This window comes from Aromatoleum petrolei, from assembly GCF_017894385.1.
GTDB lineage: Bacteria > Pseudomonadota > Gammaproteobacteria > Burkholderiales > Rhodocyclaceae > Aromatoleum > Aromatoleum petrolei.
This window is the reverse complement of sequence record NZ_CP059560.1, coordinates 78232-93171: the sequence shown is the minus strand read 5'-3', so window position 1 is coordinate 93171 and position 14940 is coordinate 78232. Positions and strand designations below refer to the sequence as shown.

General features: G+C 65.8%; 10 protein-coding genes. 4 read left to right on the top strand and 6 right to left on the bottom strand.

Going from position 1 to position 14940, the window contains the following annotated elements:
- Positions 1 to 149 precede the first annotated feature (149 nt).
- Genes ToN1_RS00380 through ToN1_RS00370 form a run of 3 tightly spaced genes read right to left on the bottom strand, consistent with a single transcriptional unit; the run spans position 150 to position 2067 of the window.
- A complete protein-coding gene (locus ToN1_RS00380) occupies positions 150 to 1412 on the bottom strand; it encodes a GumC domain-containing protein (protein WP_169208553.1) in 1263 nt (420 codons plus the stop codon).
- Positions 1409 to 1624 carry a DUF2249 domain-containing protein gene (locus tag ToN1_RS00375; protein WP_210147943.1) on the bottom strand — a complete coding sequence of 72 codons (216 nt, stop codon included), beginning with the start codon at positions 1622 to 1624 and terminating at the stop codon, positions 1409 to 1411. The genes ToN1_RS00380 and ToN1_RS00375 overlap by 4 nt, the downstream gene beginning before the upstream one ends.
- The gene (locus ToN1_RS00370) at positions 1624 to 2067 is read right to left on the bottom strand and encodes a hemerythrin domain-containing protein (protein WP_169208552.1); all 444 of its coding nucleotides are present in this window, start codon (positions 2065 to 2067) and stop codon (positions 1624 to 1626) included. The genes ToN1_RS00375 and ToN1_RS00370 overlap by 1 nt, the downstream gene beginning before the upstream one ends.
- A 310-nt stretch (positions 2068 to 2377) precedes the next feature.
- Here ToN1_RS00370 and ToN1_RS00365 point away from each other — a divergent pair, with 310 nt between their 5' ends.
- Together ToN1_RS00365 and ToN1_RS00360 are read left to right on the top strand one after the other, a co-directional pair.
- Positions 2378 to 6166, top strand: a complete 3789-nt coding sequence (locus ToN1_RS00365; RefSeq protein WP_210147942.1) for a DUF748 domain-containing protein — start codon at positions 2378 to 2380, stop codon at positions 6164 to 6166.
- A 41-nt stretch (positions 6167 to 6207) separates the two neighbouring features.
- On the top strand, positions 6208 to 6504 hold the full coding sequence (locus tag ToN1_RS00360; protein WP_169208774.1) for a 4a-hydroxytetrahydrobiopterin dehydratase: 297 nt from the start codon (positions 6208 to 6210) through the stop codon (positions 6502 to 6504).
- 84 nt (positions 6505 to 6588) lie between these two features.
- Here ToN1_RS00360 and ToN1_RS00355 read toward each other — a convergent pair whose 3' ends face one another.
- Entirely contained in the window at positions 6589 to 7860 is a 1272-nt protein-coding gene (locus ToN1_RS00355) for a bifunctional O-acetylhomoserine aminocarboxypropyltransferase/cysteine synthase (RefSeq protein ID WP_169208775.1), read from the bottom strand.
- 255 nt (positions 7861 to 8115) lie between these two features.
- Between ToN1_RS00355 and ToN1_RS00350 the strand changes: the two genes are divergently transcribed.
- A complete protein-coding gene (locus ToN1_RS00350; protein ID WP_169208776.1) occupies positions 8116 to 8478 on the top strand; it encodes a hypothetical protein in 363 nt (120 codons plus the stop codon).
- On the opposite strand, the gene pabB is transcribed toward ToN1_RS00350, so the two are convergent.
- A complete protein-coding gene (gene pabB / locus ToN1_RS00345) occupies positions 8468 to 10252 on the bottom strand; it encodes an aminodeoxychorismate synthase component I (protein ID WP_169208777.1) in 1785 nt (594 codons plus the stop codon). The genes ToN1_RS00350 and pabB overlap by 11 nt on opposite strands.
- Positions 10253 to 10283: 31 nt before the next feature.
- Between pabB and ToN1_RS00340 the strand changes: the two genes are divergently transcribed.
- On the top strand, positions 10284 to 11705 hold the full coding sequence (locus tag ToN1_RS00340; RefSeq protein ID WP_244860917.1) for a sensor domain-containing diguanylate cyclase: 1422 nt from the start codon (positions 10284 to 10286) through the stop codon (positions 11703 to 11705).
- Between the two features lie 40 nt (positions 11706 to 11745).
- Here the strand turns inward: ToN1_RS00340 and ToN1_RS00335 are convergent, their stop codons facing one another.
- Entirely contained in the window at positions 11746 to 14925 is a 3180-nt protein-coding gene (locus tag ToN1_RS00335; protein WP_169208778.1) for an error-prone DNA polymerase, read from the bottom strand.
- Positions 14926 to 14940: the final 15 nt, after the last annotated feature.

The window sequence follows — 14940 nt, the reverse complement described above, 5'->3', positions numbered from 1 at the left end:
GGGCGGAGCGCACTGCGCTCCATGCTGGAAACAAGGTTATTCCTCGCGACTGCCGGCGAACATTCGCCAAAAGCAGGGGGTGAAGTATTAGTGTCGCGCCGGCCGGACTAGTTCTTCGGTACTAGTCCCCGGACGGGCGGGCGTGAGACTCAGCCCGCGCGCGCCCGCCGATAATTCCCAAGCACCTTGACGATGTTGGAAAGGAGAAAGCCAAACTCGGCGACGACCAGCAGTCCGGCAATGCGGATCAGCCAGTGATTGCCGACGAGTGCCGCCACGAGCAGGGCAGCGAGCGCGACCGCGTGCAGCGCCAGATGACGCCGTATCGGCGAGTCCGGCTGCAACTTCTTCATGTTCGGCGCCTTGCCGACATCCTGGGTGAGGTGCAGCCATGCCAGGAACGGGATGATCTTGTACATCATGCCGATGATCACGCTGACGAAGCCGCCGTGCAGGATCAGGATTCCGGCGAGGAGGGGCCATACCTGATGATCCGACTGCTGCGCGACGAGCACGCAGACGAGGCCCGCGATGAAGCTCCCCATCCCGACCTGGAAGGCCCTTGTCGTCATGTCCGGCACCGTGCGCCGCGATTGCCGCTGCAGATTCAGCGTGCTGACCGCGAACAGCACGCACAGCACCGCGAGGACTGCCGACAGCGCGAACTCGGCCGACCCCAGTTCGCCATACACCGTCGTACTCCACGCGAGCAGCACCGCCCCCGTCCCCAGCGCCCAGAAGCGCGTGAGTGGCATCGGGTAGTTCGGGGTAATCTGGAACATCGGCACGACCACCCAGCTCGCCGCCGCGAGCAGCACGCCCGCACCGCCCACTAGGGCCCAGCCGATATGCAGTTTGAGCATTGTCAGCAGCCGCAGATCGAGGTGGCCGCCCAGCGCGAGCGCCAGGGTGATGCCGAGCGCGACGGCAACCGCGAACCCGAGCAGTGCGATACGCAGGTCGCGTGGTGTCGCCTGTGCGACGGGGATCCGCCGCAGCCCCAGAAAAGCGGCCACCACGAAGAGCGCGAGTCCTCCCCCGAGCAATACCGTTGCCGGTGCGAGAAAGGCAGGTGAGCCTCTGCCCAGCCCCCACGCCAGGCACAGGGCACCGAACGTCATCGTCAGATGCACCACCTTCGCAACCGGGCCCGAGCGCGGAATCACCGCCCCCGCGACCACCGGCAAGACCTGGAACAGGGCCCCCAGCATCACCGTCAGCATGAAGCCGACGGCGATCAGGTGCGTCACCGCCAGTGCACCGGGCGTCCACCTCGATTCCAGCAGTTCGGGCGCAGCCAGCAGGGCGGCCCCGGCCGCGGCGCCGAAGAGTGGGGCGGTGAGAAAGAAACGCAGCGGGGTCGAGAAGGCCGGCGCTGCGTCGTAGCTGAGGGTTTGCCCGTCTGGAATCATGGATTCACTATGTCGATCTCCACGACACCGTCGTCGCGGATGCGGCTTTCATACTTGTAGCCGTCGCGGTCCAGAATGCGGAACAGCGGATGGGGCATGCGATCGAGGAGGAGCACAAGACCCTCTCCCTTGGGCAGGTCCGCCAAGGCATCCATCACCAGTTCGAAAGGCTGCGGTGGTTCCAGACCGCGCGCGTCTACAGTTTTCTTCATCAGGCCCTCGCGTGGAGGCGCTCGCTCAACCCGCTCGCGACGTCGGTGCCGGACAGGTGCGAGTCGCACATCGGATAAAGAATATTCTCTTCCTTCATATTGTGCTGCTGCATCAGGATCAGCAGGGTTTCCGATTCGCCGGCGTAATCGTCCTTGTCCTTGTTGGCCAGCGCCTCGCGCATGCGGGCAAGCGCGCTGCGCATCTCGGCATGCTCGCCGCGCATCACCTTGGTCGGGCCTTCGGTCATCCCCGTGGCGGCCTCGAACTTCGGGAAGAGGAGGGATTCCTCGGCATCGAAATGCCCTTCAAGCTCGCTTGCGAACTGTTCCAGGGCTGCGCTCGCCTCGTCCCACTTGCCTTTGGCCACAGCCGTTTCGGCACGGGCAAAGGACTCGTCGCAGTGGCGGTGGTCGTCGGTCATCAGGGAAGTGATCTGGCTCATGGTTGCGGGTCTCCTGTGTGGGTGGATGAATTCTCGCAATTCCAGCAGGGTGATCCTTGATGCGTGTCAAACCGTTCGTGTATCCAATCAATTCGGCCCGCACCGCGGTCCGGCTGCAGCCTGCGTCGACGCGCGACCGATTCCGGTCGGAAATTTTCGGAGACAGTTCCGCCGTACTCGCAATGGTGCAAAAGGCCCAGGATCGTGGATTGGTGCGGCGGAGATTCACACTCGTGCGGTGGCCTGCTAGATTGATGTCATGGGCTGGAGCGTTCCAGTCATCCGTTCGGTATTTCCTTGGAGACCCTGCATGTCCGTCGAGTCACAGGCTCGTAGTTCGCGATTCGATCGTGCCCGGCTCAAGCGTCCTGCCAAGTGGCTGGCAGGCACCATTCTCGTGATCGCCGTGCTCGGCTTCCTGGCCGCGCCGCCGCTGGTCCGACACTTCGGACAGAAGATCGCATCGGACGTCCTCGGCCGTCAGGTCACGATCCAGGATATCGACATCAACCCCTTCGCGATGTCCGTGACCGCAACCGGGCTCGACATTGCCGAAGCCGACGGTCAGCCCGGGGCGTTCTCGTTCCGCTCGCTGTATGCGAACCTCGAAGGCGAGTCGATCTTCCGTGGCGCGCCCGTCTTGCGCGAGATCCGTCTCGAGGCGCCGCGCGTCAATTTCGTGCGTCTCGACGACACCCGACACAGTTGGAGCGATGTCCAGGAACGGCTCGCCGCTCGGCCGAAATCGGAGGACGACAAGCCTGCGCTTTTCTCGCTGAACAACATCCAGCTCGTCGACGGCGCAGTTCACGTCGACGACCGGTTGGTCGGCGTCAAGAACGACATCACCGACCTCACCATCGGCCTGCCCTTCGTCTCCAACCTGCCAGTCAAGGTCGAGCTCTTCATCGAGCCGGTCATCTCCGCGCTGATCAATGGCCACCCCCTGCAACTCGTGGGGCGTACGCGACCGTTCGCCAACGACCGCGACACCGTCCTCGACCTCAAGCTCGACGGATTCGACTTCACTCCCTACGTCGCCTACCTCCCTTTCAAGCCCGCGTTCCGGCTGTCTGAAGGCCGGGTCTCGACCAATCTCGAACTCGCCTTCTCGCAGGTCGCCGACGAGACGCCGAATGTCGCGCTGAAAGGAACGGTCGATTTCGCTTCGATCACGCTGCAGGATGCGGACGGCGCCCCGCTGCTCGACATTCCGACGCTCTCGGTCGGCCTTGCCGATGTGCAGCCGCTCGCGCGCAAGCTCCATTTCGACCGCGTCGAGATCGCGCAACCGAGCGTGGACGTCGTGCGCCTTGCCAACGGACGCCTGAATTTCCAGGAGATCCTGCCTCCGCCCGCGGAAAAGCCTGCTGCAGCGGCTCCCGAGCCTGCCGCCGCGCAGGGGGCCAGTCCTTCCGACACCGCGCCGCAGCCACCCCCCGCCGCAGTGCCTGGGGCGACCCCGGCCGCTGCAGCGCCGCTCCTGTTCACGCTGGACAAGGCGACGATCACGGGGGCGACCATCCGTGTCGAGGATCGCGCAGCGGCCGGACCGAACAGTGGGGGCGAGGCGTTCCGCACCGAGATCAAGGACCTGCAGTTCGAGGCCCGCAATCTCAGCACCGCGCCGGAAGCTGTCGCCGAAGTTGCCCTCGATTTCTCCACGGACGCGGGCGAGAAGAGCAGCCATCGCGACCGCGTGCGCCTGAGTCCGCTTGAGGTCGAGGGCCGCATCGCGGCGGAGAACTTCCTCGTCCCGCGCTACCTGCCGTACTACGCAGCCGAGATTCCGGGCGGCGACGTCCGCGGCGGGCGCGCCGACGCGACCGTGCAATACAAGGTGAAGATGGCCGGCGACGAGCCGCAACTCGACCTGCTCGCCGAGTCGCTCGTGCTACGGGAATTCGAGCTCGCGCTCAAGGGGCAGAAGCAACCGCTCGCCAAGCTCGCACGCTTCGCCGTCAATGACCTCAAGGTCGTGCCGGCTGACCGCAGCGTGAGCGTCGGCAGTGTCGAATCGACCGGAGCCGCATTTGCCGCGGTCAGGGACAAGCAGGGCAAGCTCGACGTCCTCGGCCTCGTTGGTGAGCAGAAGCGGGAAAAGGCCGGACCGGCCGTAAAGCCTGCCAAGGCAGCCAAGCCGGCGAAGGGCAGCAAGCCGTCCGCGGATGACGGGGCGGTCAAGCCTTGGGCCGTGACGGTGAACAAACTCGCCCTCGCCGACTGGTCCGCGCGCTTCGAGGACCGCACGCAGGGCATGCCCATCGTGCTACTCGCCGACGCGATCAAACTCGGTGCGGAAGGGATCAGCACGGCGAAAGGCTCCACGGCGAAGCTCGACCTCGCGGCGCGCGTGAACAAGCGCGGCAGCGTCGGCGTGAAGGGCGTTGTCGGCATGGAGCCACTCAAGGGCGATCTGAGCCTCGATCTCAAGGCGGTCGATCTGCTCCCGCTGCAGCCCTACGTCGTAGAACAACTCAATATCGCCATCTCGCGCGGAAACCTCGGCACGCGCGGCAAGCTGGCCTTCGAGCAGGTGCGTGACGGCAGCTTCAAGGCGAGCTTCCGTGGCGACGTCGGGGTCGACAACTTCGCGTCCATCGACAAGATGCAGGCCGCGGACTTCCTGCGTTGGAAGAAACTCGCCGTCAGCGGTATCGACTTCCGCCTCGCGCCGCTCGCGGTGGCGGTCAAGGAGATCTCGCTCAACGACTTCTATACGCGCCTGATCCTGGACGAACAGGGCCGGCTCAACCTGCGCGAGATCCGTCATCATGACACGCCGGAGGCAGCGCAGCCCGCCGCCACGCCCATACCGGGCGAAGCGCCACCGGCCCCGGCGGCGCCAGCGTCGGGCAAGGCGGAAACCACGCTCCCACCCCCGAGCGTGCCGCCTCCGCCGATCTCGATTGGTAAGATCGCGATCAAGCAGGGCAACATCGAGTTCAGCGACCGCTTCATCCGCCCGAACTACGACGCCAACCTCACCGGCATGGAGGGCGAGCTCGTCGGCCTGTCTTCCGATCCGTCGACAATCGCGAAGCTCGATTTGCGGGGCAAGGTCGACAATGCCGCACCCGTCACCGTGGCAGGCCAGCTCAACCCTTTCCGCCAGGATCGCTACCTCGACATCGCCGCGTCGGTGAAGGATTTCGAGCTCACCGGCGTCTCGGCGTATTCGGGCAAGTACGTCGGTTACGGCATCGACAAAGGCAAGCTGTCGGCTGACCTGCATTACAAGATCGAAGACCGCAAACTCAGTGCGACCAACCGCATCTTCCTGGATCAGCTCACCTTCGGGGACAAGGTGGACAGCCCCACGGCCCTGAATCTGCCGGTACAGCTCGCGGTGTCTCTGTTGAAGAACAGGCGTGGCGAGATCGACCTCAACATGCCAGTCGGCGGCTCGCTCGACGACCCCGAGTTCAGCGTTGCCGGCATCGTCATCAAGGCCATCATCAACCTCATCGGCAAGGCGCTGACGGCGCCGTTCTCGCTGCTCGGTTCGATGTTCGGCGGCGGGGAGGAGCTGTCCTACGTCGAATTCGCGCCAGGTCGTGCGAGCCTCGATACGGCGAACACCGAGAAAGTCGCGACGCTCGCGCGCGCCTTGGCGGATCGACCAGCGTTGAAGCTCGAGATCACCGCCCATGCCGATCCAGCCACCGATCCCGATGGCCTCCGCCGGGTTCTGATGGAGCGCAGCGTCAAGGCGGCCAAACTCAAGGAAATGGTGCGCAAGGGTGAAGAGGCGCCGTCGCTCGATGAGCTGACGCTGACGCAGGAGGAGTACGCGACCTGGCTCAGAAAGGTCTATCGCGACGCGGACTTCAAGCGCCCGCGCAACGCCATCGGGTTGCTCAAGGACTTGCCGGTGGAGGAAATGGAGGCGCTGATCCTCGCCAACACCAAGGTCGACGACGAGGCGGTGCGTCAGCTCGCCCTGCAGCGTGGTCAGGCGATCAAGGACAAGCTGCTCGAGGACGGCAAGGTGCCTGCCGAGCGGGTGTTCCTGCTCAGCCCCAAGGTCGAGGCGGCGGGTGGCGAGAAGGCGGGGGAGGAGGGCGCCGCGCGGCGCACGATGTTCTCGCTGAAATGACAGCGCTGTGCAAACCGCACGTGCATCAACCGGAGAAGATCATGAGTCCGAAACTTGGCGACGACGAACGTGCAGCCGCGCTGGCGACGCTACCCGAGTGGGCGCCGGTGCCGGGACGCGACGCGATCACGCGCAGCATCCGCTTCAAGGACTTCAACGCCGCCTTCGCCTTCATGACACGCGTGGCGCTGAAGGCGGAGAAGATGGACCACCATCCGGAGTGGTTCAACGTCTACAACCGCGTCGACCTTACGCTTTCGACTCACGACGCGGGCGGGCTGAGCGAGCGCGACATCGAGCTTGCGCGCTTCATCGACCAAGTCGCAGCGGGTAGCTGAATGCAAGAAGCGCCGCGGGAGCCGGGGCAAACCCGGTCCGGCGGCGCTTGGCGGCCCCCGGCCGGGGCCGGGGCGGTGTGGTGGTCAGGCTGCGGCCAGCGCCTGATCCAGGTCCGCGATCAGGTCGTCGACATGCTCGATGCCGACCGACAGGCGAATCATGTCTTCGGTCACGCCGGCGCGCACGAGCTCCTCGGGCGAGAGCTGGCGGTGCGTTGTCGAGGCCGGATGGCAGGCGAGCGACTTGCAGTCACCAATGTTCACGAGGCGCGTCACCAGCTTCAGCGCATCCTGGAAGCGACCACCGCCTTCACGGCCGCCCTTCACGCCGAAGTTCAGGATGCCCGAGGCGCGGCCGCCCATGTAGCGCTGCACCAGCGGGAAGTCCTTGTGCTCTTCCAGTCCCGCGTAATTGACCCAGCTGACCTTCGGGTGGTTGGTGAGATGGCGCGCGATCTTCACTGAGTTCTCGCAGATGCGGTCCATGCGCAACGCCAGCGTCTCGATCCCCTGCAGGATCAGGAAGGCGTTGAATGGGGAGATCGCGGCACCCATGTTGCGCAGCGGCACCACGCGCGCACGCGCGATGTAGGCCGCCGGTCCGAGCGCTTCCGTATAGACCACGCCGTGGTACGACACGTCGGGTTCGTTGAGGCGCTTGAAGCGCTCCTTGTGCTCGGCCCACGGGAACTTGCCCGAATCGACGATGATGCCGCCGATCGAGTTGCCGTGGCCGCCCAGATACTTGGTCAGCGCATGCACGACGATGTCTGCACCATGCTCGAAGGGACGGCACAGGTAGGGCGAGGGCACGGTGTTGTCGACGATCACCGGCACGCCGTGGCGGTGAGCGACTTCGGCGAGTTTCTCGAAGTCCGTGATGTTGCCGAGCGGGTTGCCGACCGACTCGCAAAACACCGCCTTGGTGCGGGAGTCGATCAGGCGCTCGAAGGCGTCGGGGTCGCGGTAGTCCGCGAAGCGCACCTCGATGCCGTACTGCGGCAGCGTGTGCGCAAACAGGTTGTAGGTGCCGCCATACAGTGTACTGGAGGTGACGATGTTGTCGCCTGCTTCGGCAATCGTCTGGATCGATGCGGTGATCGCCGCCATCCCCGAAGCCATCGCCAGCGCGGCGATGCCGCCTTCCATGGCCGCGACGCGCTTCTCCAGCACATCCTGGGTCGGGTTCATGATGCGCGTGTAGATGTTGCCCTGCACCTTCAGGTCGAACAGGTCGGCGCCGTGCTGGGTGTCGTCGAACGCGTAGGAGGTGGTCTGATAGATCGGTACCGCCACCGCCTTGGTGGTCGGATCGGGCGAGTAACCGCCGTGCACGGCAAGCGTTTCGAGTTTCATGCGTTCATCCCGGATGATTGGCGAGGTTCGGTTGCGAGTCGAAAAGTATAGCCAGCGTGCGCGCCTTGAAAAAGCCGGATTTCTGAAATGCGTGCGTCTATACTCAAATCGGGTAATGTTGTGCAGCTATAAAGTGATTTCTGTATTGAATGCTAACATCGTATATTGCTAATATATAAACTTGTGAAAATATAACGATTTCACCGGGTTGCAATGATCCGGCGGTATAAGAGCGAAAAAAGGAGGGAGAATCTCATGGATGCTGCAACGACGATTCATGGCAAGGTCGCAACCTGGCTGGAACTTGCGGTAGCACCGCAATGGCGTCGGTCGCGATGCAAGATCCAGGTGCACGCTGTCGGTCCGCGCGAGGGCACCTGCTATGCGATTTCGATGGACGGACGCTGGCTATGCGCCGGTTCGGGGGAACTGACCGTATTCCACGGCTTGAGCGCCGCGCTGCATTTTCTCAAGCTCCTGGGTATCGAGGACTTCGAGCCGGGCGAGCCGACGGGCATGCCCGCGGTCGGAACCGGGAACCATCATTGCATGTGTACCGATGGCGGCAAAGGACTGCTGCCGTGCAATTGCACGGGCAGTCGCTGCCTCACCCACTGAGTTCCAGTTCGACACGGAACAGGCCACGGGCCGCATTCGACAACAGGATGGCACGGGCGCGTGACAGGTCTGTGCGCGTCAGGCGCTGCTCGCGGGCTTTCCCTTCGTCGAGCAGCTTTCGCCGATACACGCCATCCAGCACGCCGCAGTGCAGCGGCGGCGTGAGCAGGCAGCCCGTGCCAAGGTCCAGATACACGTTCGTGCGGGCACCTTCGGCAAGTTCGTCGCGCTCGTTGAAGAACAGCGCATCGAAGTGGCCCTGCGCCATCGCTCCGCGCAGCTCCGCATCGTAGAGCTCGCGGGCGGTGGTCTTGTGCTGCAACAAGGGATCCTCGCTCGAGATCGTGCGTGTCGAAACGATGACGGTCGGCGTTTTCGCCGTGCTGTCCTCAAGGGGGGTGGCGGCTAGCGCGAAACTGCCGTCCGCAGCGAGTTCCACTCGCACCCGCTGCGGACCGCTGAGGGTCTTTGCCTGATCGAGCAGCGTACGGCGGATCGCATCGACATCCAGCGTGAAGCCGAATGCGGCGGCAGATCGGGCGAGGCGCGCAAAATGGCGGGCGAGCAGCGGATAGGGCTCGGCCGCACCCGGTTCGCAGCGCAGCGTTTCGATGAGGCCGAATGGCGGCCGCAGATCGGTCAGGAAACGCCCCTTGAGCAGGGACTCGGCCCACTCGGCTGCCGGTTCCGAATCGGCGACGATGCCGCTGCCCAGGCAGAGCCGTGCGTCGCGGTCGCGACTGACCTCCAGTGTGCGGATCGGCACGCTAAAGCGGAAATCGCCGTCGGGCGCGATCCATCCCAGCGCTCCGCAATAGATGCCGCGCGGCGCCGTCTCGAGTTCGTGGATGATCTGCATCGCCCGGATCTTCGGCGCGCCCGTGACCGAGCCGCAGGGAAACAGGGCCCGGAACACGTCGGCAATGCTGGCCTTGACGGGTTCGGCGACAACCGTCGAGGTCATCTGCCAGACGCTCGGATAGGGCTCGACTTCGCACAACCGCTCGACCCGCACGCCACCGCTGGGCGCCAGGCGCCCCAGGTCGTTGCGGATGAGATCCACGATCATGATGTTTTCGGCGCGATTTTTTTCCGACGACGCCAATGCTGCCGGATCGGTATCGCGCGCCGCGGTGCCCTTCATCGGACGGCAGTGCAGGCGATCGCCGCGGCGTTCGACGAACAGCTCGGGCGAACGCGAGAGGACTGCGCCGTCGGCGTGGCAGATCAGCGCCCCGTGCCGAACCGGCTGGGCTGCGCGCAATGCGCGGTACAGGCCCAGCGGCGAACCGTAGAGCCGTCCGCGCAGCGCGAACGTGAAGTTCACCTGATAGCAGTCGCCGGCCGCGATGTAGTCGCGAATGTGTCGGACGGAGCGCAAGTAGTCTTCTTCGGCGATCTCGCCCTGCAGGCTCATCACTCCGCCAAGCCGGCTGTGCTCGTCGCATCGGGCCACCACCGCGGCGATCCGCGCGTCGGTTTCGGACGGGGAAAGCCGTTCGGCGCGGCCATACACCCATGCCGTCAGCAGCGGGGCGCCGTCGTTGCGTAGCAGCCCCCGCAAGCGGGGTTCGAGGGCGTAACCCAGTTCGTAGCAGGCAGCAATCGCGACCCATTTCCCGTTCAGGCGGGCACGTTCGATTGCGTGGAACGCGTCGTCGACCTCATCTGCCCTCGAGCACGGGATGATCTCCTCCAGTAGTGACAGAAGAAGGTCGCCTTGGCCGTTCTGGTTGTCGTCGAACAGGGCGAATTCGTGCGCGGAGTCGATCATCGTTGCGGGCGCCGGGGACGGCGTCGCGAGTGTGGCGAGGGATCAGCATGTTAGCGCATGGCCCCTGCGCCCGTGCGCCGCAGGGGAGAGTGAGTGGGTCAAAAGCCCCTGTGATTTTGTGGTTATGATTTATTTGGCATTATTTGCGGGCTATCTACTATCATTGCGGTATGTCGATGATTTCTCCTCGTTAACCGGGCTCCAAGGGCTGATGTCTTTCCCCCGCACGTCGTTGGCAATTTTCCTCGTGGTGGCGTTCCTGTCGCTCACCGCGCTAGGGCTCTGGATGTTGGACGGCGTGTTTGCGGCCGACGGTCTTGGTGGCGCCGAAACCGAAGTGAACATCTTCGTGCCTTTCCTCGGCTTATCGCTGCTGCTGCTCGCGGTTGTCGTCGCATGGGCGGTATGGCCCTTGATGTGCACGGCCGGCGAGTACTCGCGGGCCGGTTCGGAGGGGGCGGAGAGGAGCTTCCCGCCGCCGACCGATTTTTCCGTCGGCGAGACGCCGGATTTCAGCCGTGTGGAGCTTCCGGTCAGCGAGTACGCACTGGAAACCTACAAGGCGGCAGTCGATCATGCCCCGACCGCAATCATGATCACGAACAACCGCGGCCGGATCGAATACGTGAACGCCGCCTTCCTGAAGACCTCGGGGTATTCGCGTAGCGAGATCCTCGGCCGCAGCCCGGCGATGTTCGGTGCGGGGCATACGCGCAGCGAGATCTATGCGGACCTGTGGCAGACGATCCTTTCCGGCAACGTATGGCGGGGCGAGGTATGCAATCGCAGGAAGAGCGGCGAGGAATACTGGGAGAACATGGCGATCTCGCCGCTGCGGGATCGCTTCGGGCGGGTGTCGCATTTCGTCGCGGTGCGTGAGGACATCACCGAACGCAAGGGGCGCGAGGAGGATCTGCGGCAGCTGGCGCAGGTGGACGCGTTGACGGGCATTGCGAATCGCCGCTATCTGATCGAGCGCGCCGAGCAGGAGCGGCGGCGGGCAGAGCGTTTCGGGCAGCCCTTGGCGGTGCTGATGGTCGACATCGATCATTTCAAGGCTATCAACGACGAGCACGGGCATGCCCTGGGCGATCAGGCGATCAGGATGGTGGCGCAGACCTGTGCCGCGAGCGTGCGCGAGATCGACATCGTGGGGCGCTATGGCGGCGAGGAGTTCGTCATTGTCTTGCCGGGGACCTTGCCTGAAGGGGCTCGGGAGCTTGCGGACCGTTTGCGGCAGCGGGTCGCGGGGATCGAGATCTCGGGAGCCGACGGCACGCCCGTCGCGGTTACGGTGAGTATCGGCTTTGCCGCGTTCGAGCCCGGCGACGAGCTGGAGCAGTTGCTGGCGGCGGCGGATGCGGCGCTGTACCGGGCGAAGAGCCTGGGTCGCAACTGTGTGGTGGCGGTCACCGACTGCCTGCGCCTGATGCCGCCGGGAGACGTGCAGTAAAGGGGCAAGGCGGTGTGCGCGGCGGTGCGGCGCGCAGTCTTCAGTGGAAATCGCGGCTTTTCGCGTCGAGCGTGCCGAGCAGCGCGGAATGATCGACGACACGGCTCGCCAGCAGGTGCGTGACATCGCCCTGGCGGCTGATCTGCCCGAATACTCCCAACAGACGTGCGCCGAGCAGCTCCCGGCGCTGGCGGTCGATGAGCTCGGGCCGGATGATCACGTTGGCGAGCCCGGTTTCGTCTTCGATGGTCATGAACAGCGTTCCCTTCGCGGTGCCCGGCCGCTGGCGGCAGGTGACGATGCCGGCGGCGCGGGCGAGCTTGCGGTCGGGGCAGGCGGAGATTTCCGCAGCGGTGAGGAAGCGCATCGCGCTGAGCCGCTCGCGCAGCAGCGCAAGGGGATGGCGGCCGAGCGTGAAGCCCAATCGGGCATAGTCGGCAAGGAGCTCCTGTGCTTCGCTCGGGGGCGCAATCGCGGCGGCGCTTTCCCGCACCGGTGCGCCATGCAGCACGCCTTCCTCCGGCAGGCCGCCGGCCGCCTGCCACAGCGCCTGGCGGCGGTGGCCGGCGAGCCCCGCCAATGCGCCGGCGGTGGCGAGCAGCCTGAGGTCGCGGGCGTCGAGCGCGGCGCGCAGCGCCAGATCGTCCACGCCGGCGAAGGGGTGTAGGCTGCGTGCTGCGGCGATCCGCGCCGCGGCGTCGGCGTTGAAGCCCTTGATCATCCGCAGCCCCAGGCGCGCCGCGGGCAGCTTGGTGCCGTCCTGGGGCTCGAGCGTGCAGTCCCAGTCGCTTGCGCGCACGTCGGTGCCGCGTATCGTCACGCCGTGCCGGCGGGCGTCCTGGATCAGTTGTGAAGGGGAATAGAAACCCATCGGCTGGCTGTTGAGCAGCGCGCACAGGAAGACAGCGGGCTCGAAGCGCTTGATCCAGGCGGAGAAATACACCAGCAGCGCGAAGCTCGCAGCGTGCGACTCGGGAAAGCCGTAGCTGCCGAAGCCTTCGATCTGGTTGCACAGTCGTTCGGCGAACTCGGCCCGGTAGCCGCGCGCGGCCATGCCGGCGAGCAGCTGCGCGCGGTAGCGTTCGAGTTCGCCCTGGCGGCGCCAAGCGCCCATCGCGCGGCGCAGTTGGTCGGCATCGCCGGGGGTGAAGCCGGCCGCGACCACGGCGAGCTGCATGACCTGTTCCTGGAAGATCGGCACGCCCAGTGTGCGCTCGAGCACGTGACGCACGCCGTCGTCCTGCGGTGCGCCGGGGGCGCGACATTCCGGGCGCGGGTAGTCGATTTCCTCGCCGCGTTCCTTGCGGGCCCGTGCTTCGAGGTAGGGATGGACCATGCCGCCCTGGATCGGCCCGGGGCGGACGATCGCGACTTCGACGACGAGGTCGTAGAAGCGGCGGGGCCGCAAGCGCGGCAGCATGGTCATCTGGGCGCGCGATTCGACCTGGAAGACGCCGACGGAGTCGGCCGCGGACAGCATGTCATACACGGCGTCGACTTCGCGCGGGATATCGGCAAGGGTGAACTCGCGTCCGTGCCATGACGACATCAGCGCCAGGCCGCGGCGCAGAGCAGAGAGCATGCCGAGGGCGAGGACGTCGACCTTGAGCAGCCCGAGGGTGTCGAGGTCGTCCTTGTCCCACTGGATCACGGTGCGCTCGGGCATCGCGGCGTTTTCGATCGGCACCAGTTCGTCGAGGCGGCCGCGGGCGATGACGAAACCGCCGACATGCTGCGAGAGGTGGCGCGGAAAGCCGATCAGCTCCTCGGTGAGGGCGGTGAGGCGCCGGACGTTGGGGCTGTCGGGGTCGAGGCCGGCATCGCGCAGGCGCTCGGGCAGGATGTGGCGGCCGTCGAACCAGAAGTGGTCGCGCGTGAGCCGCTCGATCTGCGCCGGCGGGAAGCCGAGGGCGCGGCCGACGTCGCGCAGGGCGCTGCGCGCGCGGTAGCGGATGACCGTGGCGGCGAGCGCGGCCCGTTCGCGGCCGTATTTCGCGTACAGGTACTGGATGACCTCTTCGCGCCGGTCGTGCTCGAAGTCGACGTCGATGTCGGGCGGTTCGTTGCGTTCCTTCGAGATGAAACGCTCGACCAGCATGATGCCGAGTTGGGGATCGACTTCGGTGATGCCGAGCGCCCAGCACACGACCGAATTGGCCGCCGAACCGCGTCCCTGGCACAGGATCCCGCGGCTACGGGCGAAGCGCACGATGTCGTGTACGGTGAGGAAATAGGCTTCGAAGCCGAGTTCGGCAATCAGGGCGAGTTCGTGTTCGATCTGTGTGCGCACGCGCGGGGGAAGCTCGCCGTGCGGGCGATAGCGCCAGCGCAGCCCGTCTTCGACCAGGCCGCGCAGCCAGCTTGCCGGGGTTTCGCCCTCGGGAACCAGCTCGGCGGGGTATTCGTAGCGCAGTTCGTCGAGACGGAATCGACAGCGCGCGGCGATGTGCAGCGTCTCGGCGAGGAGTTCCGGCGGATAGCGGCGGGCGAGGGTGCTGCGCTCGTGCAGGCGGCGTTCGGCGTTCGCGGCGAGCCGGGAGCCGGTTTCGGCGACGGTGGCATGGAGACGGAGCGCGGCGAGCACGTCGGCAAGCGGCCGGCGCGCGGCCTCGTGCATCAGTGCGCCCGTGGCCGCGACGGGACGCAGGCCGGTTTCGCGGGCGACTGTCTGCTGGCGCGCAAGCCGTCCGGCATCGTCCGGCCCGCAGGCGAGTTCGACGGCGAGCCAGGCTGAGTCGGGAAAGCGCTCGCCGAGCCAGCGGGCGTCGGCGGCGAGGGCAGCGTGGTCCGGTGCTTCCCCGGGCGGCACGAGCAGGGCGAGGCAGCCCGGCAGGCCGTCTTCGAGATCGGCGCGGGTGAGGCGATATTCGCCCTTGTCGGCGGCGCGCCGGCCGCGGCTGATAAGGCGCGAGAGCCGGCCGTACGCCGCGCGGTCGGTGGCGAGCAGGACGAGGCAGGGGCCGTCGGCGAGGCGGATTTCGCTGCCGATGATGAGATGCAGTGGCAGCGCCTGGCGGCGGATCTCCTGGTGTGCGCGCACGACGCCGGCGAGCGAGCACTCGTCGGTGATGGCCAGCGCAGCGTAGCCCAGCCCGGCCGCCCGTGTGACCAGTTCCTCGGGGTGCGAGGCACCGCGCTGGAAGCTGAAATTGCTCAGACAGTGGAGTTCGGCGTATCCGGCGTCCCCTGACGAGGCGGGAAAGGATGTTGTGCTGTACATAAATACAGTATAAAC